General features: G+C 62.5%; 28 protein-coding genes. 19 read left to right on the top strand and 9 right to left on the bottom strand.

Translation table 11 applies throughout. The features are described 5' to 3' along the window. Positions 1 to 7 precede the first annotated feature (7 nt). Positions 8 to 1171, bottom strand: a complete 1164-nt coding sequence (locus ACTJK9_RS13610) for an MFS transporter (protein WP_011332833.1) — start codon at positions 1169 to 1171, stop codon at positions 8 to 10. A 33-nt stretch (positions 1172 to 1204) separates the two neighbouring features. Then, on the bottom strand, positions 1205 to 1507 hold the full coding sequence (locus ACTJK9_RS13615) for an ArsR/SmtB family transcription factor (RefSeq protein WP_007957866.1): 303 nt from the start codon (positions 1505 to 1507) through the stop codon (positions 1205 to 1207). A gap of 171 nt (positions 1508 to 1678) precedes the next feature. On the opposite strand from ACTJK9_RS13615, the gene ACTJK9_RS13620 reads away from it, so the two are divergent. Next, positions 1679 to 2251, top strand: coding sequence for an ACP phosphodiesterase (locus ACTJK9_RS13620; protein WP_440814327.1), 573 nt, complete (start codon positions 1679 to 1681; stop codon positions 2249 to 2251). Between the two features lie 14 nt (positions 2252 to 2265). Here ACTJK9_RS13620 and ACTJK9_RS13625 read toward each other — a convergent pair whose 3' ends face one another. Beyond that, positions 2266 to 3060: a lysophospholipid acyltransferase family protein gene (locus ACTJK9_RS13625; protein WP_085612389.1), complete on the bottom strand. Its 795-nt coding sequence runs from the start codon at positions 3058 to 3060 to the stop codon at positions 2266 to 2268. Beyond that, positions 3060 to 3815: an L-ornithine N(alpha)-acyltransferase gene (gene olsB, locus ACTJK9_RS13630; RefSeq protein ID WP_440814331.1), complete on the bottom strand. Its 756-nt coding sequence runs from the start codon at positions 3813 to 3815 to the stop codon at positions 3060 to 3062. The genes ACTJK9_RS13625 and olsB overlap by 1 nt, the downstream gene beginning before the upstream one ends. A gap of 153 nt (positions 3816 to 3968) precedes the next feature. Between olsB and ACTJK9_RS13635 the strand changes: the two genes are divergently transcribed. From ACTJK9_RS13635 to ACTJK9_RS13675, 9 genes are all read left to right on the top strand, one after another. Then, the gene (locus ACTJK9_RS13635; RefSeq protein ID WP_440814334.1) at positions 3969 to 4874 is read left to right on the top strand and encodes an acyl-CoA dehydrogenase; all 906 of its coding nucleotides are present in this window, start codon (positions 3969 to 3971) and stop codon (positions 4872 to 4874) included. Positions 4875 to 4905: 31 nt separating this feature from the next. Beyond that, complete coding sequence (locus ACTJK9_RS13640; RefSeq protein WP_440814337.1) at positions 4906 to 5985, top strand: serine hydrolase domain-containing protein; 1080 nt, start codon at positions 4906 to 4908, stop codon at positions 5983 to 5985. Next, complete coding sequence (locus ACTJK9_RS13645; protein WP_440814340.1) at positions 5982 to 6284, top strand: amidase; 303 nt, start codon at positions 5982 to 5984, stop codon at positions 6282 to 6284. Before ACTJK9_RS13640 ends, ACTJK9_RS13645 begins: the two co-directional genes overlap by 4 nt. A gap of 143 nt (positions 6285 to 6427) precedes the next feature. Then, positions 6428 to 7603 (top strand): M20 aminoacylase family protein, encoded by a 1176-nt coding sequence (locus ACTJK9_RS13650; protein ID WP_064594011.1) that lies wholly within the window; start codon positions 6428 to 6430, stop codon positions 7601 to 7603. A gap of 79 nt (positions 7604 to 7682) precedes the next feature. Continuing rightward, positions 7683 to 8993 (top strand): citrate-proton symporter, encoded by a 1311-nt coding sequence (locus ACTJK9_RS13655; protein WP_221398880.1) that lies wholly within the window; start codon positions 7683 to 7685, stop codon positions 8991 to 8993. Beyond that, a complete protein-coding gene (locus ACTJK9_RS13660; RefSeq protein WP_440814345.1) occupies positions 8990 to 10447 on the top strand; it encodes an amidase in 1458 nt (485 codons plus the stop codon). The genes ACTJK9_RS13655 and ACTJK9_RS13660 overlap by 4 nt, the downstream gene beginning before the upstream one ends. Positions 10448 to 10506: 59 nt before the next feature. Continuing rightward, the gene (locus ACTJK9_RS13665; RefSeq protein WP_085612394.1) at positions 10507 to 11274 is read left to right on the top strand and encodes an IclR family transcriptional regulator; all 768 of its coding nucleotides are present in this window, start codon (positions 10507 to 10509) and stop codon (positions 11272 to 11274) included. An 81-nt stretch (positions 11275 to 11355) separates the two neighbouring features. Continuing rightward, positions 11356 to 11946 (top strand): YceI family protein, encoded by a 591-nt coding sequence (locus ACTJK9_RS13670; RefSeq protein ID WP_085605441.1) that lies wholly within the window; start codon positions 11356 to 11358, stop codon positions 11944 to 11946. Position 11947: 1 nt separating this feature from the next. Continuing rightward, on the top strand, positions 11948 to 13105 hold the full coding sequence (locus ACTJK9_RS13675; protein ID WP_064594021.1) for a phospholipase D-like domain-containing protein: 1158 nt from the start codon (positions 11948 to 11950) through the stop codon (positions 13103 to 13105). A gap of 81 nt (positions 13106 to 13186) precedes the next feature. Here the strand turns inward: ACTJK9_RS13675 and bglX are convergent, their stop codons facing one another. Next, on the bottom strand, positions 13187 to 15478 hold the full coding sequence (gene bglX, locus ACTJK9_RS13680; protein ID WP_085647872.1) for a beta-glucosidase BglX: 2292 nt from the start codon (positions 15476 to 15478) through the stop codon (positions 13187 to 13189). A 260-nt stretch (positions 15479 to 15738) separates the two neighbouring features. Between bglX and ACTJK9_RS13685 the strand changes: the two genes are divergently transcribed. The 4 genes from ACTJK9_RS13685 to ACTJK9_RS13700 all read left to right on the top strand — a co-directional run bounded on the left by ACTJK9_RS13685 (position 15739) and on the right by ACTJK9_RS13700 (position 19283). Beyond that, positions 15739 to 16347 carry a LemA family protein gene (locus ACTJK9_RS13685; RefSeq protein WP_039771481.1) on the top strand — a complete coding sequence of 203 codons (609 nt, stop codon included), beginning with the start codon at positions 15739 to 15741 and terminating at the stop codon, positions 16345 to 16347. Positions 16348 to 16360: 13 nt separating this feature from the next. Continuing rightward, on the top strand, positions 16361 to 17113 hold the full coding sequence (locus ACTJK9_RS13690; RefSeq protein WP_440814349.1) for a TPM domain-containing protein: 753 nt from the start codon (positions 16361 to 16363) through the stop codon (positions 17111 to 17113). Positions 17114 to 17141: 28 nt separating this feature from the next. After that, on the top strand, positions 17142 to 17759 hold the full coding sequence (locus ACTJK9_RS13695; protein ID WP_039772747.1) for a TPM domain-containing protein: 618 nt from the start codon (positions 17142 to 17144) through the stop codon (positions 17757 to 17759). 291 nt (positions 17760 to 18050) lie between these two features. After that, positions 18051 to 19283 (top strand): class I SAM-dependent methyltransferase, encoded by a 1233-nt coding sequence (locus ACTJK9_RS13700; protein ID WP_085611653.1) that lies wholly within the window; start codon positions 18051 to 18053, stop codon positions 19281 to 19283. Here ACTJK9_RS13700 and ACTJK9_RS13705 read toward each other — a convergent pair. Then, positions 19273 to 20187: a DMT family transporter gene (locus tag ACTJK9_RS13705; RefSeq protein WP_440814352.1), complete on the bottom strand. Its 915-nt coding sequence runs from the start codon at positions 20185 to 20187 to the stop codon at positions 19273 to 19275. The genes ACTJK9_RS13700 and ACTJK9_RS13705 overlap by 11 nt on opposite strands. 169 nt (positions 20188 to 20356) lie before the next feature. Here ACTJK9_RS13705 and ACTJK9_RS13710 point away from each other — a divergent pair, with 169 nt between their 5' ends. From ACTJK9_RS13710 to ACTJK9_RS13725, 4 genes are all read left to right on the top strand, one after another. Continuing rightward, a complete protein-coding gene (locus ACTJK9_RS13710; RefSeq protein WP_064594029.1) occupies positions 20357 to 20938 on the top strand; it encodes a DJ-1/PfpI family protein in 582 nt (193 codons plus the stop codon). 22 nt (positions 20939 to 20960) lie between these two features. Further along, positions 20961 to 21305, top strand: coding sequence for a YegP family protein (locus ACTJK9_RS13715; protein ID WP_414882300.1), 345 nt, complete (start codon positions 20961 to 20963; stop codon positions 21303 to 21305). Positions 21306 to 21458: 153 nt separating this feature from the next. After that, positions 21459 to 22103, top strand: a complete 645-nt coding sequence (locus tag ACTJK9_RS13720) for a hypothetical protein (protein WP_085648634.1) — start codon at positions 21459 to 21461, stop codon at positions 22101 to 22103. Beyond that, on the top strand, positions 22103 to 22627 hold the full coding sequence (locus ACTJK9_RS13725) for a hypothetical protein (protein ID WP_064383015.1): 525 nt from the start codon (positions 22103 to 22105) through the stop codon (positions 22625 to 22627). Before ACTJK9_RS13720 ends, ACTJK9_RS13725 begins: the two co-directional genes overlap by 1 nt. A gap of 53 nt (positions 22628 to 22680) precedes the next feature. Here the strand turns inward: ACTJK9_RS13725 and ACTJK9_RS13730 are convergent, their stop codons facing one another. Next, entirely contained in the window at positions 22681 to 23562 is an 882-nt protein-coding gene (locus tag ACTJK9_RS13730; protein WP_085666794.1) for a dihydrodipicolinate synthase family protein, read from the bottom strand. Between the two features lie 26 nt (positions 23563 to 23588). Continuing rightward, the gene (locus tag ACTJK9_RS13735; RefSeq protein ID WP_440814358.1) at positions 23589 to 24371 is read right to left on the bottom strand and encodes an aldolase; all 783 of its coding nucleotides are present in this window, start codon (positions 24369 to 24371) and stop codon (positions 23589 to 23591) included. A 108-nt stretch (positions 24372 to 24479) separates the two neighbouring features. Between ACTJK9_RS13735 and ACTJK9_RS13740 the strand changes: the two genes are divergently transcribed. Further along, the gene (locus ACTJK9_RS13740) at positions 24480 to 25022 is read left to right on the top strand and encodes a helix-turn-helix domain-containing protein (protein WP_085611647.1); all 543 of its coding nucleotides are present in this window, start codon (positions 24480 to 24482) and stop codon (positions 25020 to 25022) included. Here the strand turns inward: ACTJK9_RS13740 and ACTJK9_RS13745 are convergent, their stop codons facing one another. After that, on the bottom strand, positions 25023 to 26042 hold the full coding sequence (locus tag ACTJK9_RS13745; protein ID WP_440814361.1) for a DUF4917 family protein: 1020 nt from the start codon (positions 26040 to 26042) through the stop codon (positions 25023 to 25025). Positions 26043 to 26141: the final 99 nt, after the last annotated feature.

A 26141-nucleotide genomic window follows, 5' to 3' on the forward strand; every position in this document is an offset into this window, starting at 1 on the left:
GAGTGAATCAGTTAGCGGTGGCCAGCTCGGGATTGCCGTTCTGGCGGAATGTGATCAGGGTCACCAGCAGGGCCAGGACAGCCAGCGCAGCAGCGGCGAGAGGCACGCTGGTCAGGCCGTAGCCGTGGGCGATGACGCTGCCGCCGACCCAGGCGCCGAGGGCGTTGCCGACGTTGAAGGCGCCGATGTTCAGGGTCGACACCAGGTTCGGTGCGGCCTGGCCGTAGGTCACGACGTTCACTTGCAGGGCCGGCACGGCGGCGAAACACGCGGTAGCCCAGAGGAACAGGGTGATTTCGGTGGGGATCAGCGCGATGCTGGTCCAGGTCAGGACGGTAGAGGTCACGGCCATGGCGATGAACACGCCGATCAGCGTCGCGGCCAGGCCCTTGTCGGCCAGTTTGCCGCCGATGATGTTGCCGACGGTCAGGCCCAGGCCGATGAGCATCAGGGTCCAGGTCACGCCACGGGGCGAGACACCGGTGACATCGCCCAGCAACGGCGCGACGTAAGTGAACAGAGTGAATACTGAAGCGGCGAACAGCGCGGTCATGCTCAGCGACAGCCAGATGCCGGCGCCCTTGAGGGCGGCCAGTTCGGCGCGCATGTCGAGTTTTTCTTCGTCACGTTTGGCCGGCAGGAAGCGGATCAGGCCGATCAGCGCGATCACACCGATCACGGTCACTGCCCAGAAGGTCGAGCGCCAGCCGGCTTCCTGACCGAGGGCGGTGCCCAGCGGTACACCCAGCACGTTGGCCAGGGTCAGGCCGGTGAACATCAGGGCCACGGCCGAGGCGCGTTTGTTCGGTGCCACCAGATTGGCCGCGACCACCGAACCGATGCCGAAGAACGCACCGTGGCAGAGGGCAGTGACCACTCGGGCGAACATCAGCACGTTGTAATCAGTGGCGATGGCGCAGAGCAGGTTGCCGATAATGAAGATGCCCATCAGCGTAACCAGTGCAGCCTTGCGCGGCAGTTTTGCAGTGGCCATTGCCATGAACGGTGCACCAATCGCCACGCCCAGGGCGTAACCGGTCACCAGCCAGCCGGCGCCGGGAATCGACACACCGAGGTCAGCCGCGACATTGGGCAGCAGGCCCATGATGACGAACTCGGTGGTGCCGATGGCGAAGGCGCTCAAGGCGAGTATGAGTAGCGAGAGGGGCATCGTTTAATCCTTTTGGCTGGCTGACGTTAAGGGTCAGAGCTCTTTGCTGAGGGTGCTGAGGAACGCCTGGATCACGTCCTCGTTACGTTTGAAAAAGTGCCACTGACCGGCTTTCTGGCTGCTGATCAGCCCGGCCCGTTGCAAGGTGGCCAGGTGGGCGGAAACGGTCGATTGCGACAGGCCGCAGCGTTGATCGATCTGCCCGGCGCAGATGCCGTACTCGTGGTTGTGGATCTGTTCCGGAAACTGGGCCTTCGGGTCTTTCAGCCAGTTGAGGATGTCTCGCCGTACTGGGTGTGCCAGGGCTTTTATTATTTCGTCGAGGTCAATGTTCATGGCTGGGTGCTCGTGATGTGTGTAGCGCTATATCGCGATGAGGCGAACTTTATATCGGTACTTCGCGATACACCAATATGAATTTGATCTGACGACCGCTTAAATCGGTATATCGGGTTATAACGATATGTGAGGTGTAAACAACCGCGGGCGCGGTGCTAAGCTGCGCCCATGAACTATCTCGCACATTTACACCTCGGTGGCCAGCGCCCCGGTCAACTGCTCGGCAGTCTGTATGGCGATTTCGTCAAAGGGCGGCTGCAAGGACAGTTCGACGCGGAGATCGAAGCGGCGATTGCCCTGCATCGGCAAATCGACGTGTTCACCGATCGCCACCCATTGGTGGATGCCTCACTGGCGCGCTTTTCAACGACTCGCCGCCGTTACGCGGGCATCGTCCTCGACGTGTTTTTCGACCATTGCCTGGCCCGCGACTGGACGCAGTACGCCGATCGGCCGCTCGGCCAATTCACCACCGACGTTTACCGCGTGCTGTCGAACGAGCGGCAATTGCCCGAGCGCCTGGCGAAGATCGCCCCGCACATGGTGGCCAATGACTGGTTGGGTTCGTATCAGGAGTTCGAAGTGCTGGAGCAGGTGTTACGAGGGATCTCCCGGCGCCTGACCCGGCCTGAAGAACTGGCGGGGGCGATGGAGGAGTTGCGGCGGTTGTATGAACCGTTGAGCGAAGACTTCCGCTTGTTCTACCCACAGCTGCAGGACTTTGCCGGCCGGCAGCTGTAGGCAGACGTCGCCGATCAGGCAGCGATCAGATCGCGGGCGTGTTGCGCTTCGACCGGTTTGACCACATCACCGAACAAGGCTTTCTGCACCGCTTGCTGGGCCTCGTACGCCAATGCCGCGCGCTCCCGGCCCTGGCAGGCAATCGGCTTGAGCAGATGGATTTCGACATCGCCGCAGTCATTGCTGAACAGACGCATCAGGTGCGAAAGCAGATCATCGTCACCAATGAACGGCGCCAGCGAATCGATCTTGCCGTCGCGCAGGTAACGGATCGCCACCGGTTGCAGCTTCACCTCGGAATCGATTGCGGCCGACAGCAAACGACCATGAAAGGTACGCAGCGAACGGCCATCGGTGGTGGTGCCTTCCGGGAACATCAGCAGCGGATGATCGGTTTGCAGGTGACGGGTCATCTGTTTGCGGATCAACTGGCTGTCGCCCGAACCGCGACGGATGAACAGGCTGCCGGCCTTCGCCGCGAGCCAGCCGGCCACCGGCCAGGTGCGCACTTCGGCCTTGGACAGAAACGACAGCGGCGTGAGCATCCCGAGCAGCGGAATGTCGGTCCACGACACATGGTTGCTGACCCACAGCATCGGCTGTTTCGGCAGCTCACCGTGGACGGTCACGCGAAAGGGCAGGGCATTGCTCAGACGCGCCATGAAAAACCGCGACCAGCGCTGCCGACGCTCCATCGAATGGGCCAGCCCCAGACGTTCGAATACTCCGAAGACACTGGCCATGCTCAAGCCCAGCGTCACCACCAGCAGCACTCGCGCGATCCGCGCGTACACCCGCAGCCGGCTCATCACACGGCCGCCTTGAAGTGCTTGGCGTAGCGCGGGCAGAGTTCGTCGCGCTTGAGCAGGATGAACACGTCGGCGACCTGGAAGTCTTCGTCCCAGCACGGCTCGCCGCAGATCTTCGCGCCCAGGCGCATGTAAGCCTTGAGCAGCGGCGGCATTTCGGCGATCACGTTCGACGGAATGTCGAGGCTCGGCAGCGGATTCTTCGGCTCGGCGCGCAGATGTTCGGTGCACAGATAGCGTTCGCGCAGGCGCTGCATGATCGCGTGGGCCTGTATGCCGCCGTCCTGCATCGGGATGCTCGCGCAACCCATCAGATAGCTGTAGCCGCCCTGATTCAGCACTTCGGCCAGCTCGCCCCAGAGCACGGCGATGGTGCCGCCGTTGCGGTAGGCCGGGTCGACGCAGGTGCGGCCGATTTCCAGGATCGGGCCTTGCAGATGCGCGAGGCCGTGCAGGCTGAATTCTTCTTCGCTGTAGAACCTGCCCAGGCTGCTGGCGGCGGTGTGATCGAGCAAACGGGTGGTCGCCACCAGGCGGCCGGTGTTCAGGTCACGCACGCCGATGTGGCTGCAGTGAACATCATAGTCATCCATGTCCAGACCCAGCTCCGCGCCGTTCAGCTTGGCGTTGAACTCGCCGCTGAACACGTTGAAGCGCAAGGCCTGGGCTTGCTGCAAGGCCTCGGCGCCGATCAGGCGTTCGGCTTGCAGGCGGCGTTCATTGCCGGTGTCGCTGATGCGGGCGATCTGAGTCATGTGAATCTCCGTACGGGCCTTGAACCCGTCATGGGTTGCAGCCGATCGACTTTCTTTATGCAGCCGTGTTGTGCAAAGTCAGGCTATGTAGCCCCGGTGTCATCGCCATGAATGTTTGGTGATGCTTATATGACAGCCCACGAGGAGCCTCTGATGACCTGGTCGACCCTGCTTGAATGCCGCGAACGCCTGCCCGCCGTTGCCGATCTGGCGGAGGGCTTCGCCACGTTGCTGCAGCAACTGGGTAGCGTGACGCCGTTCGAACTGGCGGTGGCGGGAGGGCGGCGAATGGCGACGCCGGGGCTGGCGTTTCTGGTGGGTTATCAGGCGGCGTTGCGCATGCTCTGGCCGAGCGCGCCGCCGAGCCTCGGCGCGATGTGTGCGACCGAGCAGCGCAGCCTGCGCCCGGCGGACATGCAGACCCGGCTCACGGATCTGCGCCTCACCGGGCAAAAGGATTTCGTCACCGCCGGCGATGCGGCGGACTGGCTGCTGATCGCCGCGCGCAGTGAACAACCCGGCGAATCACCGCGCCTGAGCCTGGCGGTGGTGTACCCCGGCGAACCCGGCGTGCGGGTGGAAAAACTCCCGGCGCTGCCGTTGATGCCGGACGTCAGCCATGGCCGGCTGCATCTCGACGATGCGTTGTGCGAGTTGCTCGCGGGGGATGGCTGGGATGCTTACGTCAAGCCGTTCCGCACCCTTGAAGACGTTTACGTGTTGAGTGCAATGACCGCGTGGTTGTACGGCGTCGGTCAGGACAGCGGCTGGTCGCAGCCGCTGCAATTGCGCTTGCTGGCGCTGCTGGCCGGGTGCGCGGAGGTCAGTCGCCAGCCGCCGAACAATCCCGCCGGGCATGTGTTGCTCGGCGGATTGTTTGCGCAGTTCGACGGGCTTAAAACGGAAGTCGATCAAGCCCTGCGCGACGGCAATCCTGAGTGGGCGGCGATGTGGCAGCGCGATCAGTCGGTCATGCAACTGGCAGCTGGCGCGCGGGCCAAGCGTCTGACCAAGGCGTTGGCGGCAAACCAAAACACATCTGTCATGAACGCCGGCTAGTCTTCTCAGGTTCATCCCCAGAGCCCTCACCATGTTCAAAGGCCTGTCCCTGTTTCTGCTGCTGATCAGCTTCACGGTTCAGGCCGAACAATGGCCGGGCGAGCAATGGCCGAGCGGCCCGAAATTTACCGGCCCGGCCGTCGATGCATTGGAGGCCTATGCCTTCCCGACCCGCGATGACAACACCCGCAAAGGCATCCGCACCGACGCCTTGCTGGTGATCCGCGACGGCCAGCTCATCTACGAACGCTACGCCGCTGCGACCACCGCCGACACCCCGCACCTGACCTGGTCGATCAGCAAAAGCCTGATGGCCACGGTGCTCGGCGTGGCGTACGGCGAAGGCCTGTTCAAGCTCGATGACCCGGCCGCGAAATATTACCCGTTGCTGGAAAAACACCCGGCCGTCACGATCAAGGATCTGCTGCACTGGGCCTCGGGCATCGACTGGCAGGAAGACTATGAATACGCCCCGTTGAAATCCTCAGTGGTGGCGATGCTCTACACCCGTGGCCACCGCGACATGGCCGCCTTCACCGCTGATCACGACCGCTACGCGCCAGCGGGCCAGGCGTTCCGCTACTCCAGCGGCGACAGCAATCTGTTGGCAGCGGCGCTGAAAACCATCGTCGGTCCGCAACGTTATCCGGACTATCCGTGGACAGCGCTTTTCGATCCCTTGGGCATACGCCATGCCACGTGGGAAACCGACGCGACGGGCACCTTCGTCGCCTCCTCCTATGCCTATATGACGGCCCGGGATCTGGCGCGAATCGGTCTGCTGATGGAACGGGACGGACGCTGGAACGACCGGCAGTTGCTGCCCAAGGATTGGGTCGCCTTCAACCGCCAACCCTTCGCCGGCTACAAGGCTCATCAGGACGAAGCCGTGCCCGGCGGCCAGTGGTGGCTCAATCGCCCGGCAGACGGCGCGCCCTCTCCATGGCCCGACGCACCGCCCGACACCTTCGCCGCCCTCGGCCACTGGGGCCAGGCGCTGTACGTGATCCCGAGCGAAAAACTGCTGATCGTGCGCTACGCCGATGACCGCGACGGCAGCTATCGCCACAACGAATTGCTCAAGCGCGTGCTCGGGGCGGTGCGGCCATGAAAGTGTTCAGACGCATCCTGCTGGTGCTGTTGATCGTGCTGTTGGGCTGGGGCTGGCACGAGCGCGAAAACCTGTGGGCCTTCCCGGACATCATCAGCGCCTACACCGCCAAGGAATATTGTTCGTGTCGCTACGTGATAAACAACGACGCCGAGTATTGCCGGGGCTACGTGAAGCAGTGGCTGCCCAGCGAACTGACCGATGACCGCACGCAAAAAATCGTCACCGCCAGCGGCCTGGGACGCAGCAACAGCGCCCAATGGTTAGGCGAACGCCAGGGCTGTCGCCTGCAACCCTGATCCGGTTCCACCCTGTGGAACCACATTCGATTGTCCTCTCGCGTGTCTCGCGGTTATCTGGTGGTGAGCACGACCTGCCGTTCACGTGTCGTGAAACAACACCGAACAACAAGACCGGGAACACCCGCGCGAGGAGATCCGTCATGCCCCGACATCAGCACATTCTGGCCTGGCTCAACGATGTGGCCGGCGACCTGCACGCCACCCGCCAGGACATTCACGCCCACCCTGAACTCGGTTTCGAGGAAAGCCGCACCTCGGCGCTGGTCGCCAGGTCGCTGGAAGAGTGGGGTTATGAAGTTCACACCGGGGTCGGCAAGACCGGCGTGGTCGGCGTGCTGCGCAACGGCAGCAGCACACGCAGACTCGGGCTGCGGGCCGACATGGATGCGCTGCCGATCATCGAGAACACTGGCGTCGCCTACAGCAGCCGGCATCAAGGCTGCATGCACGCCTGCGGCCACGACGGGCACACCGCGATGCTGCTCGGCGCGGCGCGTTATCTGGCCGCGACCCGTCAGTTCGACGGCACCCTGACGCTGATTTTCCAGCCTGCCGAAGAGGGCCAGGGCGGCGCCGAAGCGATGCTTGCCGATGGCCTGCTCGAACGCTTCCCGTGTGATGCGCTGTTCGGCATGCACAACATGCCGGGCCTGCCGGCGGGACATCTGGGCTTTCGCGAAGGGCCAATGATGGCTTCGCAGGACTTGCTCACGGTGACCATCGAAGGCGTCGGCGGTCACGGCTCGATGCCGCATCTGGCGGTGGATCCGTTGGTGGCCGCAGCCAGTGTGGTGATGGCTTTGCAAACCGTGGTCGCGCGCAATATCGATGCGCAGCAGGCGGCGGTGGTAACGGTCGGCGCATTGCAGGCCGGCGAGGCTGCGAACGTGATCCCGCAACAGGCGATCCTGCGCCTGAGCCTGCGTGCGTTGAATGCCGAAGTCCGCGTTCAGACACTGGACCGCGTGCGCTCGATCATCGAGTCCCAGGCCGAAAGCTTCGGCTGCACCTCGACCATCGAACACCGCCCGGCCTACCCGGTGCTGGTCAACCACGCCGCCGAAACCGAGTTCGCTCGTCAGGTCGGCGTCGAACTGGTGGGCGCCGATGCCGTCGATGGCAACACTCCGAAACTGATGGGCAGCGAAGACTTCGCCTGGATGCTCCAGCGCTGCCCCGGCGCGTACCTGTTCATCGGCAACGGCGTGGCGCGGCCGATGGTGCATAACCCGGCGTACGATTTTAACGATGACATTCTGCTGACCGGCGCGGCGTATTGGGGCGCGCTCACCGAGAGCTGGCTCAAGCCGGCCTGATTTCTTCACTTTTTGCTGCCGCTGGAACGCAGGTGCGCATGTGCCTGCGTGGTCAACCCACAGCTTCTGGAGAATCCCCATGCAGACTTCGAACGCAGGCGTTTCGCGCACCCGGCAAGTGGTCGCCGCCGTCATCGGCAACGCCCTGGAATGGTACGACTTCATCGTTTACGGCTTTCTGGCGAGCATCATCGCCCGGCAGTTTTTCCCGTCCGACGACGACTACGCCTCGCTGCTGATGGCGCTGGCGACCTTCGGCGTCGGCTTTTTCATGCGCCCGGTGGGCGGCATCCTGCTCGGCATCTACTCCGACCGCAAAGGGCGCAAGGCGGCGATGCAAATGATCATCCGCCTGATGACCGTGTCCATCGCCCTGATCGCGTTCGCGCCGAACTACGCCGCCATCGGCATGGGCGCGCCGTTGCTGATCGTGGTGGCGCGGATGCTCCAGGGTTTCGCTACGGGCGGTGAATACGCCAGCGCCACGGCGTTTCTGGTAGAGAGCGCGCCGGCCCATCGCAAGGGTTTGTACGGCTCGTGGCAACTGGTCGGGCAATGCCTGGCGGTGTTCAGCGGCGCGGCGATGGTGGCGCTGGTCACGCACCTGTTTTCCCCCGAGGCGCTGGACAGTTGGGGCTGGCGGATTCCGTTCGTGCTCGGCCTGTTGATCGGCCCGGTGGGCTTGTGGATTCGCAAGCACATGGAAGAGCCGGAAGAATTTCTCGAAGCGCGCAAGAAAGCCAAAGGCGCAGCGCCGGGCCTGTGGCAGGTACTGCGCGAACATCGCCGCAGCCTGTTGGTGTCAATGGGCCTGGCGTGCGGGGCGACGGTGTCGTTCTACGTGGTGCTGGTGAACATGCCGACCTTCGCCCACAAGAACCTCGGCCTGCCGCTGGATCAGGTGTTGCTGGTGCAAATGCTCGCGGTAGCGCTGATGACCGTGGTGATTCCATTGTCCGGCGCGCTGTCGGATCGCCTCGGTCGGCGGCCGGTGCTGATGGCCTTCACCCTGGCGTTTTTCGTCATGGTTTATCCGTTGTATGTGTGGGTCGCGGCAGCGCCTTCGATCGAGCGCCTGCTGGTGATGCAACTACTGCTGTGCGCGGCGATTGGCGGGTTCTTCGGCCCGGCGCCGACGGCACTGGCCGAGCAATTCCCGATTGAAGTGCGCTCCACCGGCGTGTCGGTGGCCTACAACGTGGCGGTGATGGTGTTCGGTGGTTTCGCGCCGCTGATCGTCACCTGGCTGAGTAAAGTTCTGAACACCCCGGTGGCGCCGTCGTTCTATGTGTTGTTCGCTTGCCTGCTGACACTGCTCGGTACCTACTGTTTGCAGGAGGCACCACGCGCGAAGAAATCCGTTGCGCTCAACCTGGGAGTGAAACCGTGAGTCCGTTGGCCATTGATCCGATTGTCGCCCTCGACGCCGATGCGCTGTCCCGGGTGATCCATGCCCGCAAGGTGTCGTGCCGCGAGGTAATGCAGGCCTACCTGACGCACATTGATCGCTTCAATCCGGCGGTCAATGCGCTGGTTTCTCTGCGTCAGCAAGACGTGCTGCTGCGCGAGGCCGATGAGTGTGATCGGCAACTGGATCGCGGCGAATCCCGAGGCTGGATGCACGGCATGCCCCAGGCGATCAAGGACCTGGCGGCCACCGCCGGGTTGCGCACGACCTTGGGTTCGCCGCTGTTCGCCGAGCAAGTGCCGCAGCACGATGCGATCAGTGTGGCGCGGGTTCGCGACGGCGGCGCGATCATCATCGGCAAGAGTAACGTTCCGGAGTTCGGCCTCGGTTCGCAGACCTACAACAGCGTGTTCGGCACCACCACCAACGCCTACGATTCGAGCCTGATCGCCGGCGGCAGCAGCGGCGGGGCGGCGGTGGCGCTGGCCCTGCGTCTGCTGCCGGTGGCCGACGGCAGCGACATGATGGGCTCGCTGCGCAACCCGGCGGCGTTCAACAACGTGTTCGGCTTCCGACCGTCCCAAGGCCGCGTGCCCCATGGGCCGATGCCGGAAGTGTTCGTCCAGCAACTGGCCACCGAAGGCCCGATGGGGCGCACGGTCACCGACGTCGCGCGGTTGCTCTCGACCCAGGCCGGCTACGATCCGCGCGTGCCGCTGTCGCTGGCCGATGAACCACGGGACTTCGGCCTGGATCTGCACCAGGACTGCAACGGCCTGCGTCTCGGCTGGCTTGGCGATTACAACGGCTATCTGCCGATGGACGACGGTGTGTTGAGCCTGTGCGAAGCGGCGCTGGCGGATTTCAGCACCCTGGGTTGTCACGTTGAGGCCTGTCAGCCGGACTTCTCCATGGAACGCCTGTGGCAGACCTGGCTCACGCACCGGCATTTTCTGGTGCAGGGCAGCCTTGGCGCCGCCTATGCCGAACCGCAAAAACGGTCATTGCTCAAACCCGAAGCACAATGGGAAATCGAGGGCGGTCTGTGTCTGACCGCTGCCGAGGTCTATCAGGCGTCGGTCGCGCGCAGCGAGTGGTATCGCGCGTTGAGCGAGTTGTTCGAGCGTTACGATTTCCTGCTGTTGCCCACCGCCCAGGTGTTCCCTTTTGATGCACAGCAGCCGTGGCCGCGAGTCGTCGGCGGGCAGACCATGGACACCTATCACCGCTGGATGGAAGTGGTAATAGGCCCGACGTTGGCGGGGTTGCCGAGCATCAGCGTGCCGGTCGGTTTCAACCCGGCCGGGTTGCCGATGGGCCTGCAAATCATCGGCCCGGCCCAGGCGGATCGGGCGGTGCTGCAACTGGCATACGCCCATGAACAGCTGACCCGCTGGGTCGACCGGCGACCGCCGGCATGCCTGCAATCGGCCTGAGCGGCCCGCATCTTGCTGCACGAAGTGATCTTTCATCCGTATCCATGGAGGTCGAACACATGGGCAGCAAGGCAGACACCGGTAGCGTGCGCTCGGTCGAACGGGCGCTGGCCATCGTCGAGTTGCTCGGCGAGCATCAGGCGTTGGGGCTGGAAGAGTTGCACTACCTGACGACTCTGCCCAAGGCCACGGTGTCGCGCATGCTCGCGACCTTGCAGGAGCAGGGCTGGATCTATCGCGGCCTCAGCGACCGCCGCTACCGGTTGTGCGCCAAACGGCTGTTCGGTGATCGACAGCAACGCTTCAAACGCCACCTGGTGGAAAGCGCCGCGCCGATGCTGCTGGAGCTGAGCGAGCGTACCGGGCTGGTGGCGGATCTGTCGTGCTTCGACGGCGAACGGGTTGAAGTGATGGAAAGTGCGATTCCGCAGATCTTGCGCAAACGCTATCCGAACAACTGTCAGATCGTTGGCCATCACGCCAGCCTGTTTCATTCGGCCATGGGCCGGGCCTGCCTTGGCGAACTCGACAGCCAGGACGTGAAACGTCTGGCCGAGCGCGAATTGGCGGATGACGGTGTATTGCAGGCCACCGAACAAGCCTTGCATCAGGGCTTCGGCCAGCGCACTGAAGGTTATTGGGAATACCCGGTGCGCCTGCCGTTCCTGATTCGCGCGGTGGCGTTGCCGATTCGTGCGCAAGGGCGGCTGGTCGGCAGTATGGCGCTGCACTGGCCAATGGATCAGGCGCCGGTGGAACGGGTGCTGAGCCTGCACCTCAACAGCCTCGCGTCGACCATCGGCGAGGTGCAGCAGGCATTGGCCTGAGTGTTTGCACAGACTGACAGTTTGCAATAACGCCAAGGCCAGTTAAGGTTCGTGCACGTTTATCGGCCCCACGAGTTTTCAATGTTCAACCGTTCTCTGTGCAACGCCTTCGCCGGCCTGCTGCTGGGCGCCGCTGCGCTGCCGGCCCAGGCCAACTGGTATCTGGACGGCGAGTCGTCGCGGCTGTCGTTCGTCAGCACGAAAAACGCCAACGTGTCCGAAGTGCAGCGTTTTCTGGTGCTGCACGGCAAGGTCGATCCCGATGGCCGCGCCGTGGTCGAAGTCGAACTGGACTCGATCAACAGCGGCATCCCGCTGCGCGACGAGCGCATGCGCAAGGAGTTGTTCCAGATCGAACAATTCCCCGAAGCGACCATCACCACCCAGATCGACCTGCGCCCGATCAACGATCTGGCCCCCGGCGCGCAGCTTGAATTGCGCCTGCCGCTGACCGTCAATCTGCACGGCAAACAGCACGAATACCCCGCCGAGCTGCTCGCCACGCGCCTCGATGACCGACGCTTTCAGGTGGTGACCCTGGAGCCGCTGGTGATCAGTGCCGAGGATTTCGATCTGCTGCCAGGGCTGGAAAGCCTGCGCAACATGGCCGGCCTGTCGGCCATCAGTCTGTCGGTGCCGGTGGGTGCGGTGCTGATCTTCACGGCGCGCTGACATGCGCGGCGCGGTGTTTCCGTGGCGTGATGGCAATCGCTTCGAGCTGTTGATCGACGGCCCGCAATTCTTCCCGCGCATGCTCGACGAGATTGCCCGCGCCCGCGAGCAGATCGAACTGGAGCTGTATCTGGTGGAGGCCGGTGCCTGTGCCGAAACCATCGTGCAGGCGCTGGTGCTGGCGGCGGAGCGGGGCGTGCGGGTGCGTTGCCTGTTCGACGACTACGGCAGCCTCGCCTTCACCCTCACGTTGCGCCGGCGGCTGACCGGAGCCGGGGTCGAGCTGCGTTTTTACAACCGGCTGAACTGGCGGCGCTGGGTCGGCAATTTCTATCGCGATCATCGCAAGCTGTTGCTGGTCGACCAGCGTCTGGCGGTGGTTGGCGGGACCGGGGTCACCGACGAGTTCTGGACGCCGGGCCATGACACCAGCGAATGGCACGAGGTCATGGTGCAGATCACCGGCCCGCTGGTGCTCGACTGGCAACTGCTGTTCGACCGTCAATGGATCGCCAACCGCCATCGCCGGGCCTGGCGGCCCAACGCGCATTTTGGTCTGCCACGATTGCCGCGCGTGCCGGACACGGGCGAGGGCATGGGCCGCGTGGCCTACGCCGACGCCCGCCAGCATCGCGACATTCTGCAATCGCTGTTCCGCGCGCTGAACAGCGGCCAGCAGCGGATCTGGCTGGCCACGCCGTACTTCCTGCCCACCTGGAAGATCCGCCGTTCCCTGCGCAAGGCCGCCGCCCGTGGCCTCGACGTGCGCCTGCTGCTGACCGGGCCGCGCACCGATCACCCGTCGGTGCGTTATGCCGGGCATCGCTACTACCCGCGCCTGCTCAAGGCCGGGGTGAAAATCTACGAGTACCAGCCGTGTTTCCTGCACCTGAAAATGGTGCTGGTGGACGACTGGGTGAGCATCGGTTCGTGCAATTTCGATCACTGGAATCTGCGCTTCAATCTTGAGGCGAATCTGGAAGCGCTGGACCCGTCATTGACGGCAGCGGTGGCGGCGAGTTTCGAGAAGGACTTCGGCCTGAGTCAGCAGGTGAGTCTGGAGGAATGGCGGAAACGGCCACTGTGGCGGCGGGTGAAGCAGCGGATCTGGGGCTGGGTGGATCGGGTGGTGGTCAACTTGCTCGACAGACGCGGATAACTCTGATTCCGAGCATTCCATAAGTCTAATGTGGGAGCGGGCTTGGTCCGGGCGGCTCCCACATTGTTTACGCAGTGTTACTTATAGCAACTCAAAGCTCTGCTGCGTCACGTCCTGGGAATCCAGGCCGATCTGCACGTTGAACTTGCCAGGCTCGGCCGCGTACTTGAGCTGGGCGTTGTAGAACTTCAGGTCATCTTCGGTGATGGTGAAGTGCACGACTTTCTGCTCGCCGGCCTTGAGCATGATTTTCTGGAAGTTCTTCAGCTCCTTGACCGGACGGATCATCGACCCGGTGACGTCCTGGATATACAGCTGCACTACGGTTTCGCCGTCACGCTTGCCGGTGTTCTTGACCATGACACTGGCGTCGAGCTTGCCGGTGGCGTTCAGGGTGGTCGAGGACAGCGCCATGTCGCTCAGGCTGAAATCGGTGTAGCTCAGACCGAAACCAAACGGGAACAGGGGACCGGTGGTGTCATCGAAATACTGCGAAGTGTAGTTGCCCGGTTTGCCCGGCGTGAACGGCCGGCCAATGCTCAGGTGGTTGTAGTAGGTCGGGATCTGGCCCACGGAACGCGGGAAGGTCACCGGCAGTTTGCCCGACGGGTTGTAGTCGCCGAACAGCACGTCGGCGATGGCGTTGCCGCCCTCGGTGCCGCTGAACCAGGTTTCCAGAATCGCGTCGGCCTGTTCCTTCTCCTCGAGGATGGTCAGCGGACGACCGTTCATCAGCACCAGCACCAGCGGCTTGCCGGTGGCTTTCAGGGCACGGATCAGCTCGCGCTGGTTTTCCGGGATGTTCAGGTCGGTGCGGCTCGACGATTCGTGGGACATGCCACGGGACTCGCCCACGGCCGCGACCACCACGTCAGCGTCCTTGGCGGCTTTCACCGCTTCGTCGATCAACACGTTGGCCGGGCGTGGGTCATCGACCACTTCCGGCGCGTCGAAATTGAGGAAGTTCAGGTAGTCGAGCACCTTCTTGTCGCTGGTGATGTTGGCGCCACGGGCGTAGATCAGGTTCGCCTTGTCGCCGATCACATTGCTCATGCCATCAAACAGGGTCACCGATTGCGCCGGACGACCGGCGGCCGCCCAGCTGCCCATCATGTCGATCGGGGCCTTGGCCAGCGGGCCGACCAGCGCGACTTTGGCGGTTTTCTTCAGCGGCAGGGTTTCGTTCCGGTTCTTCAGCAGCACCAGGCTGCGACGCGCCACTTCACGGGCGTCGGCGCGGTGCAGGCGACTTTCGGCGTAGGTGTCGGCCGGATCGTCTTCAGCCTTGCCGATGCGCAGGTACGGGTCCTTGAACAGGCCCATGTCGTACTTGGCGGCGAGGACTTCACGCACGGCGTTGTCGATGTCTTGCTGTTCGATCTCGCCGGACTTGAGCAGTCCCGGCAGCTCTTTGCCGTACAGGGTGTCGTTCATGCTCATGTCGATGCCGGCCTTGATCGCCAGCTTCGCCGCTTCCCGACCGTCGCGGGCCACGCCGTGCTTGATCAGTTCGAAGATCGCGCCGTGGTCGCTGACCGCCAGGCCCTTGAAGCCCCAGTCCTTGCGCAGCAGGTCGTTCATCAGCCAGGTGTTGGCGGTGGCCGGGATGCCGTTGATCGAGTTCAACGCCACCATCACGCCGCCGGCGCCAGCGTCGATGGCTGCGCGGTACGGTGGCAGGTAGTCCTGGTACATCTTCACCGGGCTCATGTCGACGGTGTTGTAGTCGCGACCGCCCTCGACCGCGCCGTACAGGGCGAAGTGCTTGACGCTGGCCATGATGCTGTCGGCCGCGCTCGGCGTGTCGCCCTGATAGGCCTTGACCATGACTTTGGCGATGCGTGAGGTCAGGTAGGTGTCTTCACCGAAACCTTCGGAACTGCGGCCCCAGCGCGGGTCGCGGGAGATGTCGACCATCGGCGCGAAGGTGATGTCGAGGCTGTCGGCGGCGGCTTCCTTGGCGGCAACGCGCCCGGACTGGCCGATGGCGTCCATGTCCCAGCTAGAGGCCAGCGCCAGCGGAATCGGGAAAATCGTACGGTGACCGTGGATCACGTCGTACGCGAAAAACATCGGAATCTTCAGCCGGCTGCGCATGGCCGCGTCCTGCATCGGACGGTTTTCCGGGCGGGTGATCGAATTGAAGGTGCCGCCGATGTTGCCGGCGGCGATCTCTTTGCGGATCAGCTCGCGGGGCATTTCCGGGCCGATGCTGATCAGGCGCAACTGGCCGATTTTCTCATCGAGGGTCATCTGTTTCATCAGATTACTGATGAACGCATCCTTGTTTTCCAGGGGGACCGGGGTCGTGGCGGCCAGTACTTGATGACTGGCCAGGCTGACGAACAGGCCCAGCAAACACAGCTTCTTCATGAATAGTTTTCTCAAGGGCCTAAACGGCGTTACAACACCGGCCAGCCAAAATGTAGGGAGCGACTATTGTTGTTCGGGTGCTGATTCAGAAAACGACAGCCGAATGTACGTCGAACGTTTCGGCGACGTGATCGCGCAGGGCCTCTTTTTAGCCCATCGGCCCGCCGCAATCCAGTGGCGGGGGCGATTATGCCCCAACCGTCGGCTGAGAATGTTTCGCGATTCATTATTCATGAAATGTGCAAGGGAGCACCCGTCCGATGAATGTCAGTCCTGTCTACCGCTCGCGTTTGCAGGTCGCCACCCTGCTGGTGCTGGCCACGTTGTTGACCGCCTGCGGCATCAACAACATCCCCACCCTCGACGAACAGGCCAAGGCTGCCTGGGGCCAGGTGCAGAACCAGTATCAACGGCGTGCCGACCTGATCCCCAATCTGGTGGAAACCGTGAAGGGCTATGCCAAACACGAGGAAGCAACCCTGACCGCCGTGATCGAGGCCCGGGCCAAGGCGACGTCGATCCAGGTCGATGCCAGCACGCTCGACAATCCGGAAAAACTCAAGCAGTTCCAGCAGGCCCAGGATCAGCTGACCGGTGCCTTGAGCCGGTTGATGGTGGTGTCCGAACGTTATCCGGACCTGAAAGCCAACCAGAACTTCCTCGCCCTGCAATCGCAACTTGAGGGTACGGAAAACCGCATCGCCGTGGCGCGTCGGGATTTCATTCTGGCGGTGCAGAAATACAACACCGAGATCCGCACCTTTCCCGGTCGTCTGTGGCACAGCGTGATGTACAGCAATTTGCCGATACGCGAGACCTTCGAAGCCACCAGCCCCGGCGCGGACAAGGCCCCGGAAGTGAAGTTCTGAGCCGGGGATGCCCATGCGTGTGTTGAAGATGGGCCTGGTGCTGATGCTGTGGCTGTTTGCCGTCAGCGCCCGGGCCGAGTTGACCTTTCCGGCGCTGACCGGGCGGGTGGTGGACGAGGCGCAGATGATCGAGCCGTCAGTGCGCGCACAACTGAGCCAGCAATTGCAGGCCCACGAGCAGGCGACCGGCGAACAGTTGGTGGTGGTGACGTTGCCGAATCTGCAAGGCGCCACCATCGAGGACTATGGCGTCGAGCTCGGCCGGCATTGGGGCATCGGCCAGAAGGACAAGAACAACGGCGCCCTGTTGATCGTCGCCCGGGACGAGCGCAAATTACGCATCGAAGTCGGCTACGGGCTGGAGGACCGGCTGACCGACGCCCAGAGCTCGGTGATCATTCATCAGGTGATCACGCCGTCGTTCAAGGCCGGCAATTTCAGCAAGGGCATCAGCGACGGTGTCGCGGCGATGCTGGTGGTGCTCGGCGGCAATCCGCTGGACGAACCGTTCACGGTGTATGAATCGGCCGGCGATCCTGCGGACGATTTCGTCTCGCGGCACCCGGCGTTGTTCGTATTTCTGGTGATGTTGTTCATCCTGACTGTTTTTGTCTGCCAGATGCTCGGTATCCTTCCCGCCGGCCGGGGCGGCTCCGGAGGAGGGGGCGGCTTTGGTGGCGGTGGATTTGGCGGCGGCGGAGGCGGCGGGGGCTTCAGCGGCGGCGGTGGCAGTTTCGGCGGGGGCGGGTCCTCCGGCGGCTGGTGATAACAATAATGAGCAGGCACTTCACGACATGGCATTACTGACTGAACACGAACAACGCAAGGTCGCCGAGGCCATCGCCCGGGTCGAGCGCGACACCGACGCCGAACTGGTGACGGTGCTCGCGGCCCGCGCCGACGACTACGCGTACATCCCGCTGCTGTGGGCCAGCCTGCTGGCGCTGGTGGTGCCGGGGATCGTGCATTACCTGACCGGCTGGCTGACCATGCACAGTCTGTTGCTGGTGCAGTGGGTCAGTTTTGTCGTGCTGTGCCTGGTGTTTCGCCTGCCCAGGGTCACCACTCATCTGATCCCGCGCCACGTCCGGCACTGGCGCGCCTCGAACCTGGCGCGGCGGCAGTTTCTCGAACAGAACCTGCATCACACGGTGGGCAGCACCGGCATGCTGATTTTCGTCTGCGAGGCGGAGCGGTATGTGGAGATTCTGGTGGACGAAGGGATTTCCAAAAAGCTGGATAACAAGAGCTGGGACTCGATTGTCGCGGCGTTTACCGAGCAGGTGCGGCAGGGGCAGACGTTGCAGGGCTTTGTTACCTGTATCGAGGCGTGCGGCGAGTTGCTCAAGGTGCATGTGCCGGTGACGCAGGTCAGGAATGAGTTGCCGAATCGGTTGGTCGTTTTGGGGTAGCTTTGATTTTTGCGTTCGGCTTGAAAACCACCCCTCACCCCAGCCCTCTCCCCAGAGGGGAGAGGGGGAAGGGAGCCGATTTTCTTGGGTTTCAAATCTTGAGTTCGACTCGGTATTTCAGGTCGGCGTAACTCAAGAAAACAACTCGGTCGGCTCCCTCTCCCTCCGGGAGAGGGTTGGGGTGAGGGCCGCTTTTAGAAGCCGTTCGGTAAATAAGAGCGTGTCCCCAACCCCCATCCCCCCTAAACTAGCGCCCATTCCCGATTTGCCCGTCCGAGGCCGCTTTTTCCCATGTCCGTTACCGCTCCTTCCGCATCCGCCAAACCGGCGCCCGATCACCACGCCCGGTTCATCGAGCTGCTGCAAACCAGCCTCGAACTGAATGGTTTCATCAAACTGGTGCTGGCCAAGTACGTCGGCGAAGAAGCGGATCTGCAGCGGATCATCATCAAACCGGTGACGGTCAAGGCGCAGCCGTGCCTGTCGTTCGTTTATCGCTACAAGACCCGCGACATCACCAAGAACCTGCCGCTGGATGAAGCGGTGGCGACGATTGCCGGGCTGCTGCCGGCGGCGTTCAAAAATGCGCATTTGCTGGCGCTGACGGACGAAGCCCAGCTCGAATACAGCAAAAAGGGCAAGAGCTCGCTGTTCATGAGCAAACCTCAGCAATTGCGTGAAGTGCCGTCCGCCGAGCACAACCGCGAGAAAAACCGCTTCCTCGATCTGAACCGGCCGTTCCTCAACGATCTGGGCGTGACCAACGCCCAGCACGAGCTGATCCCGGCGATGTCGCGCAAGTGGAAGCAGATCAACAAGTTCATCGAAGTCTTCAGCCACGCGCTGACCTCGTCGCCGCTGGCCCTGGACAAACCGGTGCGGGTGGCGGATTTCGGTTCGGGCAAGGGGTATCTGACGTTCGCCATTCATGACTATTTGCGCAACACCCTGAAGGCCGAAGGCGAAGTCACCGGCGTCGAGTTGCGTGAAGAAATGGTCAACCTGTGCAACACCGCCGCGCAGAAACTCGAACACCCGGGGCTGGTGTTCAAATGCGGTGATGTGCGCAGCGTGGCGCCGAGCGAGCTGGACGTGATGATCGCCCTGCATGCCTGCGACATCGCCACCGACTACGCGATCCACACCGGCATCCGCTCCGGCGCCTCGATCATCATGTGCTCGCCGTGCTGCCACAAACAGATCCGCTTGCAGATCCAGAGCCCGGCGCTGCTCAAGCCGATGCTGCAATACGGTCTGCACCTGGGCCAGCAGGCGGAAATGGTCACCGACAGCCTGCGCGCGCTGTTCCTGGAAGCCTGCGGTTACGAGACCAAGGTGTTCGAGTTCATCTCGCTGGACCACACCAACAAGAACAAGATGATTCTGGCGGTGAAGCGCGCCGAGCCGGTGGACCCGACTCAGCTGCTGGTGAAGATTCAGGAGTTGAAGGCGTTCTACCAGATCAGCGAGCACTGCCTCGAAACCCTGCTGCTCGCTGACGGTTTGCTGAAGCTCAAGGCTTGAGCTGAACCCCGGCCGGTAATGTGCCCGGTTGAGCCGGGCGCACTGCGGTCTTGCGCCCGAGCATCACCGTCGCGATCACCCCGCAGGCGAACAGCCAGGTGATCGGCTCCACGTGTTCCCCAAAGAACAGCGCGGAAAACGCGATGGTGAAGAAGATCTGCAGCAACTGGATCTGACTGACCCGGGCAATGCCACCCATGGCCAGCCCGGCGTACCAGGCGAAGAACCCCAGAAACTGCGAAAACAGCGCGACATAACCGAAGGCCCACCAGGTTTTTGCCGATACCGCGCCCTGATGCTGCAACGCCAGATACAGCACCGGGCCGATCAGCAGCGGCGTCGACAGCACCAGCGCCCAGCAGATCACCTGCCAGCCGCCCATCTCCCGGGCCAGACGCCCGCCCTCGGCGTAACCCAGACCGCCCACCGCAATCGCACCCAGCATCAGCAAATCCCCGGCCTGAATGCTGCCGGCGCCGATGTACAACGCGTATCCCAGCACCAGCGCACTGCCCAGTGCGGCGCAGGCCCAGAAGGCTTTCGACGGACGTTCATGGGACAGCCACGCGGCGTAAAGCGCCACGCACAGCGGCTGCAAACCGTTGACCAGCGCGCCGTGGGACGCCGGCAACGTCTGCATGGCCCACGCCGACAGCACCGGGAAACCTAGAATCACCCCGGCGATCACCAGGCTCAGGCCTTTGACTTGCTTCCAGGTCGGCCACTTTTCCCGTCGCCACAACAACAGCGCTGCTGCCGGAATCGCCGCGAACAACGCGCGGCCGAGGCCATTGAGCAGCGGGTGCAGTTCCTGCACCACGATGCGGGTGAAGGGCAGGGTGAGGCTGAAAATCACCACGCCGAGCAGGCCGAGGGCCATGCCGGTGTTTTCGCGCGAAGACATGAGGGCAACCAGATTCGAAGATGACAGGAAGGTGTCTTCATCTAGCCACAAACCACGGCAGTCGGGCTGTTACAGCTGAGCGCAGAGTTATCCATACAGTTTGCGAACGCCATCGCGGTCCTTGGGCTACTGTGAATATTCCTGCGCATTCACCAGAGGAGCCCTGCCCATGGCCGCGAAAAAGATTCTGATGCTGGTCGGCGATTACGTCGAAGACTACGAAGTGATGGTGCCGTTCCAGGCCCTGCAAATGGTCGGTCACACCGTGCATGCCGTGTGCCCGGACAAGGCCGCCGGCAAGACCGTGCGCACCGCAATTCATGACTTTGAAGGCGACCAGACCTACAGCGAGAAGCCCGGTCACCAGTTCGCCCTGAACTTCGATTTCGCCAAGGTCGATGCCAAGGATTACGACGCCTTGCTGGTGCCCGGCGGGCGTGCGCCGGAATACCTGCGGCTGAACGAAAAAGTCCTCGAACTGGTGCGTGCTTTCGACAAGGCCGGCAAGCCGATTGCCGCCGTCTGTCACGGCGCGCAACTGCTGGCGGCGGCGGGGATTCTCGAAGGTCGCGAGTGCAGCGCGTATCCGGCCTGCGCCCCGGAAGTGCGCCTGGCCGGCGGCACCTACATCGACATCCCGGTCACGGACGGCCATGTCCAGGGCAACCTGGCCACTGCGCCCGCCTGGCCGGCGCACCCGAAATGGCTGGCCGGTTTCCTCGGGTTGCTTGGAACCAGAATCACCCTGTGACACATCGAAAAGGAGAAACACCATGTCTGGATGGTATGAGTTGAGCAAAAGCAGCAACGGCCAGTACCGGTTCGTACTGAAAGCGGCGAACGCCGAAACCATTCTGACCAGCGAGCTGTACACCAGCCGCGCGGCTGCCGAAAACGGCATCGCCTCGGTGCAGGCCAACAGCCCGCTGGACGAACGCTACGAGAAAAAATCGACGAAGGACGGTCACCCCTATTTCAACCTCAAGGCGGCCAATCACCAGATCATCGGCAGCAGCGAATCCTATTCATCGGACGCGGCGTGTGACAAGGGCATCGCCAGCGTCAAGGCCAACGGGCCGTCCAAGGTGATCAAGGACAAAACCCTGCCGGTGCTTTGAACCACCCATGACGTTCAGTCGCCAAATCTTTGGCGACTGAATTCTGGCTATGTGCTATCATTTCGCTTATCCTCCGCCGCCAATCCAAGGAAGGGGCGCGAGATGACTCTTTCGCGGAATTTTTGAACAACTGCCGCCAGAGTTTTCCCACTGATGATCCGCCTTTTCGCTGTCCTGACCCTGCTGCTCGGCTTGAGCGGCTGCTATAGCCTGTCCCCGACCCAAATCGATGATGAACTCGCACCGAGTGCCGATTCCGGCACGGCTTATCTGGTGGGTGTGGTCGGCATCTGGCCAAAAGCATCCTATGCGGCCCAGGAACAGATGCTGCTGATACGCAAGCGTGGCAGTGACGAATTCGCCAGCGCGCGCCTGCACAACGAGTTCTATGCCCGTACCGCACGAGACGTGCGCGAGACAGGTCATGGCATCGGCACGCTGTTCGTGATGCCGCTTAAACCCGGTCGCTACGAGATCTACAACGTGCGATTCGATCGCGGCAGGTCGGTGTCCTGGAGCCGTGAAGACTTCACCATCGGCATGCAGCTTGAAGCGGGCAAGGCTTACTACATCGGTGACTTCCGTGCCGGCTGCGTGTCCCCCAGCGACAGCACCTGCCTGTTTCTGCACAGCGATCATCTCGAACGCGACGCCGCGCTGGTCCGCGCCAGATATCCGCAAGTACCCGGCCTGCAACGACTGGACATGCCGAACCTGTACACCGCCACACCGTTTATTCGTGAAGAGAACGGCACCAGCGCCTCCGTCTACAAAGCCATGCTCTCGGGGAAATTCTAATGCTCATCAAACGTCTGCTTCTGGGCTTGCTTCTGCTGCTCGGCGGCTGCCAGGCCACCCATTCGCTGAAGGCGCCGGACGTCGATTACAGCAGCCAGCAATTGCCGGCCATCAACGTCAGTGTGATCGGCATGCCGAGCTGGATGCTGCGTGACGAATTGCGTCGGCGTGGCACCTTTGAAGAAGTGAAGGCCGGCCGCAGCGAAGACGGCTACAACGTTTTGGTGATTGCCAACAGCGATGTCGGCGGGATTCAGCCGCAGATGCTTCTGAGCGCCTTCACTCTGTTTCTGGTGCCGGTGCCGGTGAGTTTCGACAGCACGGTGGTGTTCAGCCTCAGCCATGGCAAGCAGATACTGGGCGTGTACACCGTGAAGAATCACACCGAATCCTGGCGCGGCGCATTCAATGCCTCGGGCGGTCAGTTCGAACACATGCGCTTGATCAGCGACACGTTCATCGCGCAGATTCTCAAGGATCAGCCGTTCCACCGCGAAGCCATGAAGCGCGCCGCCAGCCTCTGATCGACGGCCACAATAAATCCCGCCCGGCGTAAACCGGGCGGGATTTTTTTCGTTCAACGCAAGGTGTTCAGCAAGGCCTGCAATTGCGTACGCCCGGCCTCAGCCAGCGGGAACACCGGCAAACGCGGATCGCCGACCTCCAGACCGGTCAGTCGCAGACCGGCCTTGATCGTCGCCGGCAAGCCGCCCTTGAGGATGAAGTCCAGCAGCGGCAACTGGCGGTAGAACAGCTCCCGCGCCTTGCCGAGATCCCCCGCCAGCGTGGCTTCGTACAAATCCAGGTTGAGTTGCGGGATCAGGTTCGGTGCCGCCGTGCACCAGCCCTTGGCGCCGGCGGCGAACGCTTCCAGCGCCAGCGGGTTGCAGCCGTTGTAGAACGGCACCCGGCCTTCGCCCAGCAGTTGCAGCTTGTGCATGCGCTGGATGTCGCCGGTGCTCTCCTTGACCATGGTCACGTTTTCCACGCCGTTGACGATGCGCAGGATCAGCTCCACGGACATGTCGGTGCCGCTGGTGGCCGGGTTGTTGTAGAGCATGATCGGGACGCCGATGCTGTCGCCGATGGCGCGGTAGTGGGCGAGGATTTCCGCCTCGGTGAGTTTCCAGTAGGACGTCGGCAGCACCATCACCACGTCGGCGCCATGGGCTTCGGCGAAGCGTGCGCGGCGCACCGCTTTGGCGGTGGTCAGGTCGGACACGCTGACCACGGTCGGCACGCGTTTGGCCACGTGCTTGATGCTGAATTCGGCGACCTGGTCCCACTCCGCATCGCTCAGGTAGGCGCCTTCGCCGGTGCTGCCCAATGGCGCGATGGCGTGGACGCCGCCGGCGATCAGACGGTCGATGGAGCGGCCGAGGGCCGGCAGGTCAACGCCTTCGCCGTTGGCGCCGAACGGGGTGATGGTGTAGCCGATGATGCCGTGAATGTTGGACATGAGAGTGCTCCGCAAGGATGAGGTGTTCAGTTCAGGCAATCGGCGTGCTGCCGCAGGTTCTGCCGGGCGTAGTAGTTGAAGGCCGCGGCGTGGCGTTTGGGTTTCGAGACCCAGTCATGGGCCTCGCGGCCGAGCTCGGGAATGATCGGTTTGATCGTCCCGGCGGCCGTTGCCAGCAGTTGCAGTTTGGCGGCGCGTTCGATCAGTTGCGCGATGACACAGGCTTCCTCGATGGTCGTGCCGGTGGACAGTTGACCGTGATGGGAAAGCAGGATCGCCCGTTTGTCGCCCAACGCGCCGGCAATCAGTTCGCCTTCTTCGTTGCCCACCGGCACACCCGGCCAGCCTTCAAGGAACGCGCAATCGTCGTACAGCGGGCACAGGTCCATGTGGGAAATCTGCAGCGGCACTTCCAGCATCGACAGCGCGGCAATGTGTGTCGGGTGGGTGTGGATGATGCAGTTCACGTCCGGCCGGGCGCGGTACACCCAGCTGTGGAAACGGTTGGCCGGGTTGGCCATGCCGTGGCCTTCGAGTACTTCGAGGTCTTCGTTGACCAGCAGCAGATTGCTCGCGGTGATTTCATCGAAACCCAGCCCCAGTTGCTGAGTGTAGTAAGTGCCCGGCTGCGGGCCACGGGCGGTGATCTGCCCGGCGAGGCCCGAATCGTGGCCGTTTTCGAACAGGATCCGGCAGGTCAGGGCCAGCTTTTGCCGGTCTGTCCACGTATTATCCGCCAGGGTTTTTTGCATCTGGGTCAGCGCTTGCTTGACCAGTTCGTCTTTGGGTAGTGCTAATGTCTTCGCCATATCCGTGTCCTGTGGTGGTTGCCATGAATGACACTTAAGAGGCTATATGACACTTTGTGTCATTGGCAAGGACAAATCGTCTTTCCTTTGCTGGATTAATCGCTTCGCATGTCTATCCGTTTGAAATTATTGAGAAAAAAACTTGGCGTAACCCTTGAGGCGCTGGCCGAGAAATCCGGCATGACCAAGAGTTACCTGTCGAAAGTCGAGCGCGGGTTGAACACGCCGTCGATAGCCGCTGCACTGAAACTGGCCAAGGCGCTGAACGTGAAAGTCGAGGAGCTGTTCTCCGAAGACAACGTCAGCCTCGACAGCTACAGCCTGGTGCGCAGCCACGAACGCCAGTCGCTGGCGGCCAACGACCACAGCCCCGGCTACGCGGTGCTGGCCCATCAGGTCAGCGAGCGCAGCCTGCTGCCGTTCATCATTTATCCGCCGAGCGAATTCACCGACAAGACTTTCAAGGAACACTTGGGCGAGGAATTTCTGTTCGTCCACGAAGGCCAGGTCGAAGTGGACTTCGTGAACGAACGGGTGCTGCTGGAGCGGGGCGATGCGCTGCACTTCAATGCGCAGAAACCCCACCGCATCCGTTCAGTGGGCGAGGTGCAGGCGCAGTTGCTGGTGGTGGTGCACAGCGGCGAGGAGTGATCAGACCTCGACCGGCACCGACAGCTTCGGATGGCCCAGCGCATGGCTCTTGGAATCAAAAAACCGCAACTCGACGCCCGTGCCCTCGAACACCTTGGCGTAGTGACGCTTCTGATGCTGGATGAACGCCGCGCTGCGCGGGTAGATCGAGATCGCCACGGTCTTCGGTTTCGCCAGGCGCAGAGCGCGCACGAGGTGGCTGTCCTGCTCGCCGAGGGCGTGGCCGAAGATGCACAGATTGTCGCCGTGACCGAGTAACTGGTCGTAGCAGAACGACAGGTAATCGGAACTGCGGATGGTTTTGAGCTTGTCGGCGCTCGGTCCTTCATTGACGAACAGCGGCACGTCGTCGAGTGTCTTGATCGTGTTGTTGATCGCGAAACTGCCGAGCAGCGTGCCCTCGGTGGCGGTCAGTTTGCGCGCGGTGCCGTCCTGGTTGCGCACCAGATGCAGGCCACCGTGCAGGTACAGCAGACGCGGTTTTTCAGTGTTGCTGTCGCACAGATCGAAACTCGCATCCGGGCCGTTGAACAGGTCGTCGATCGCCTCGCCCTGATGTTGCAGAGCCCAGTAATTGAGCAAATCGTAATTGGTGGTGAACACCGTGCGATAACGCGCCAGTTCGCTGTTCAGCGTCGTCAGGGTCGAGGCTTCGATCAGTCGCCACGGGATGTGCACCGCGTGCACCGTGTTGATCAGCGCTTCCTTGATCGCGTAGTAGCGGTTGCGCGGCGCGGCCGAGCTGACTGCCAGCGCCTTGTTGACCCGGCTGGTGGTTTTCAGCGCGCCGAGCACCTGCTCGAAACTACGCGTTTGCAGGGCGTCGAACACGCTCAGTTCCGACGGGCTCAACGGTTTTTCTTCCACCGTGCGGGCGTTTTCGAACAGCGAGTCGTAGCCGAAATCGTCCCACACCGCGCGACTGGCGCCGTTGCCCAGCAGCAGGCCGCTGAAATCGGTGGTGGCGCGCAACGCGTTCCAGTCTTCGAGGGTGGCGTCGACATCCAGAAAATCGGTCATTGCAGGGCACGTCTCAAAACAAAGGGGCAGATGGACGGCGACTTTATCACGAGCGGGCATTGAGCCAGATCAACATCCGCCGTGACCGATCGGTCGATC

This window comes from Pseudomonas sp. 22082 (assembly GCF_052046055.1).
Classification (GTDB): domain Bacteria; phylum Pseudomonadota; class Gammaproteobacteria; order Pseudomonadales; family Pseudomonadaceae; genus Aquipseudomonas; species Aquipseudomonas pharyngis.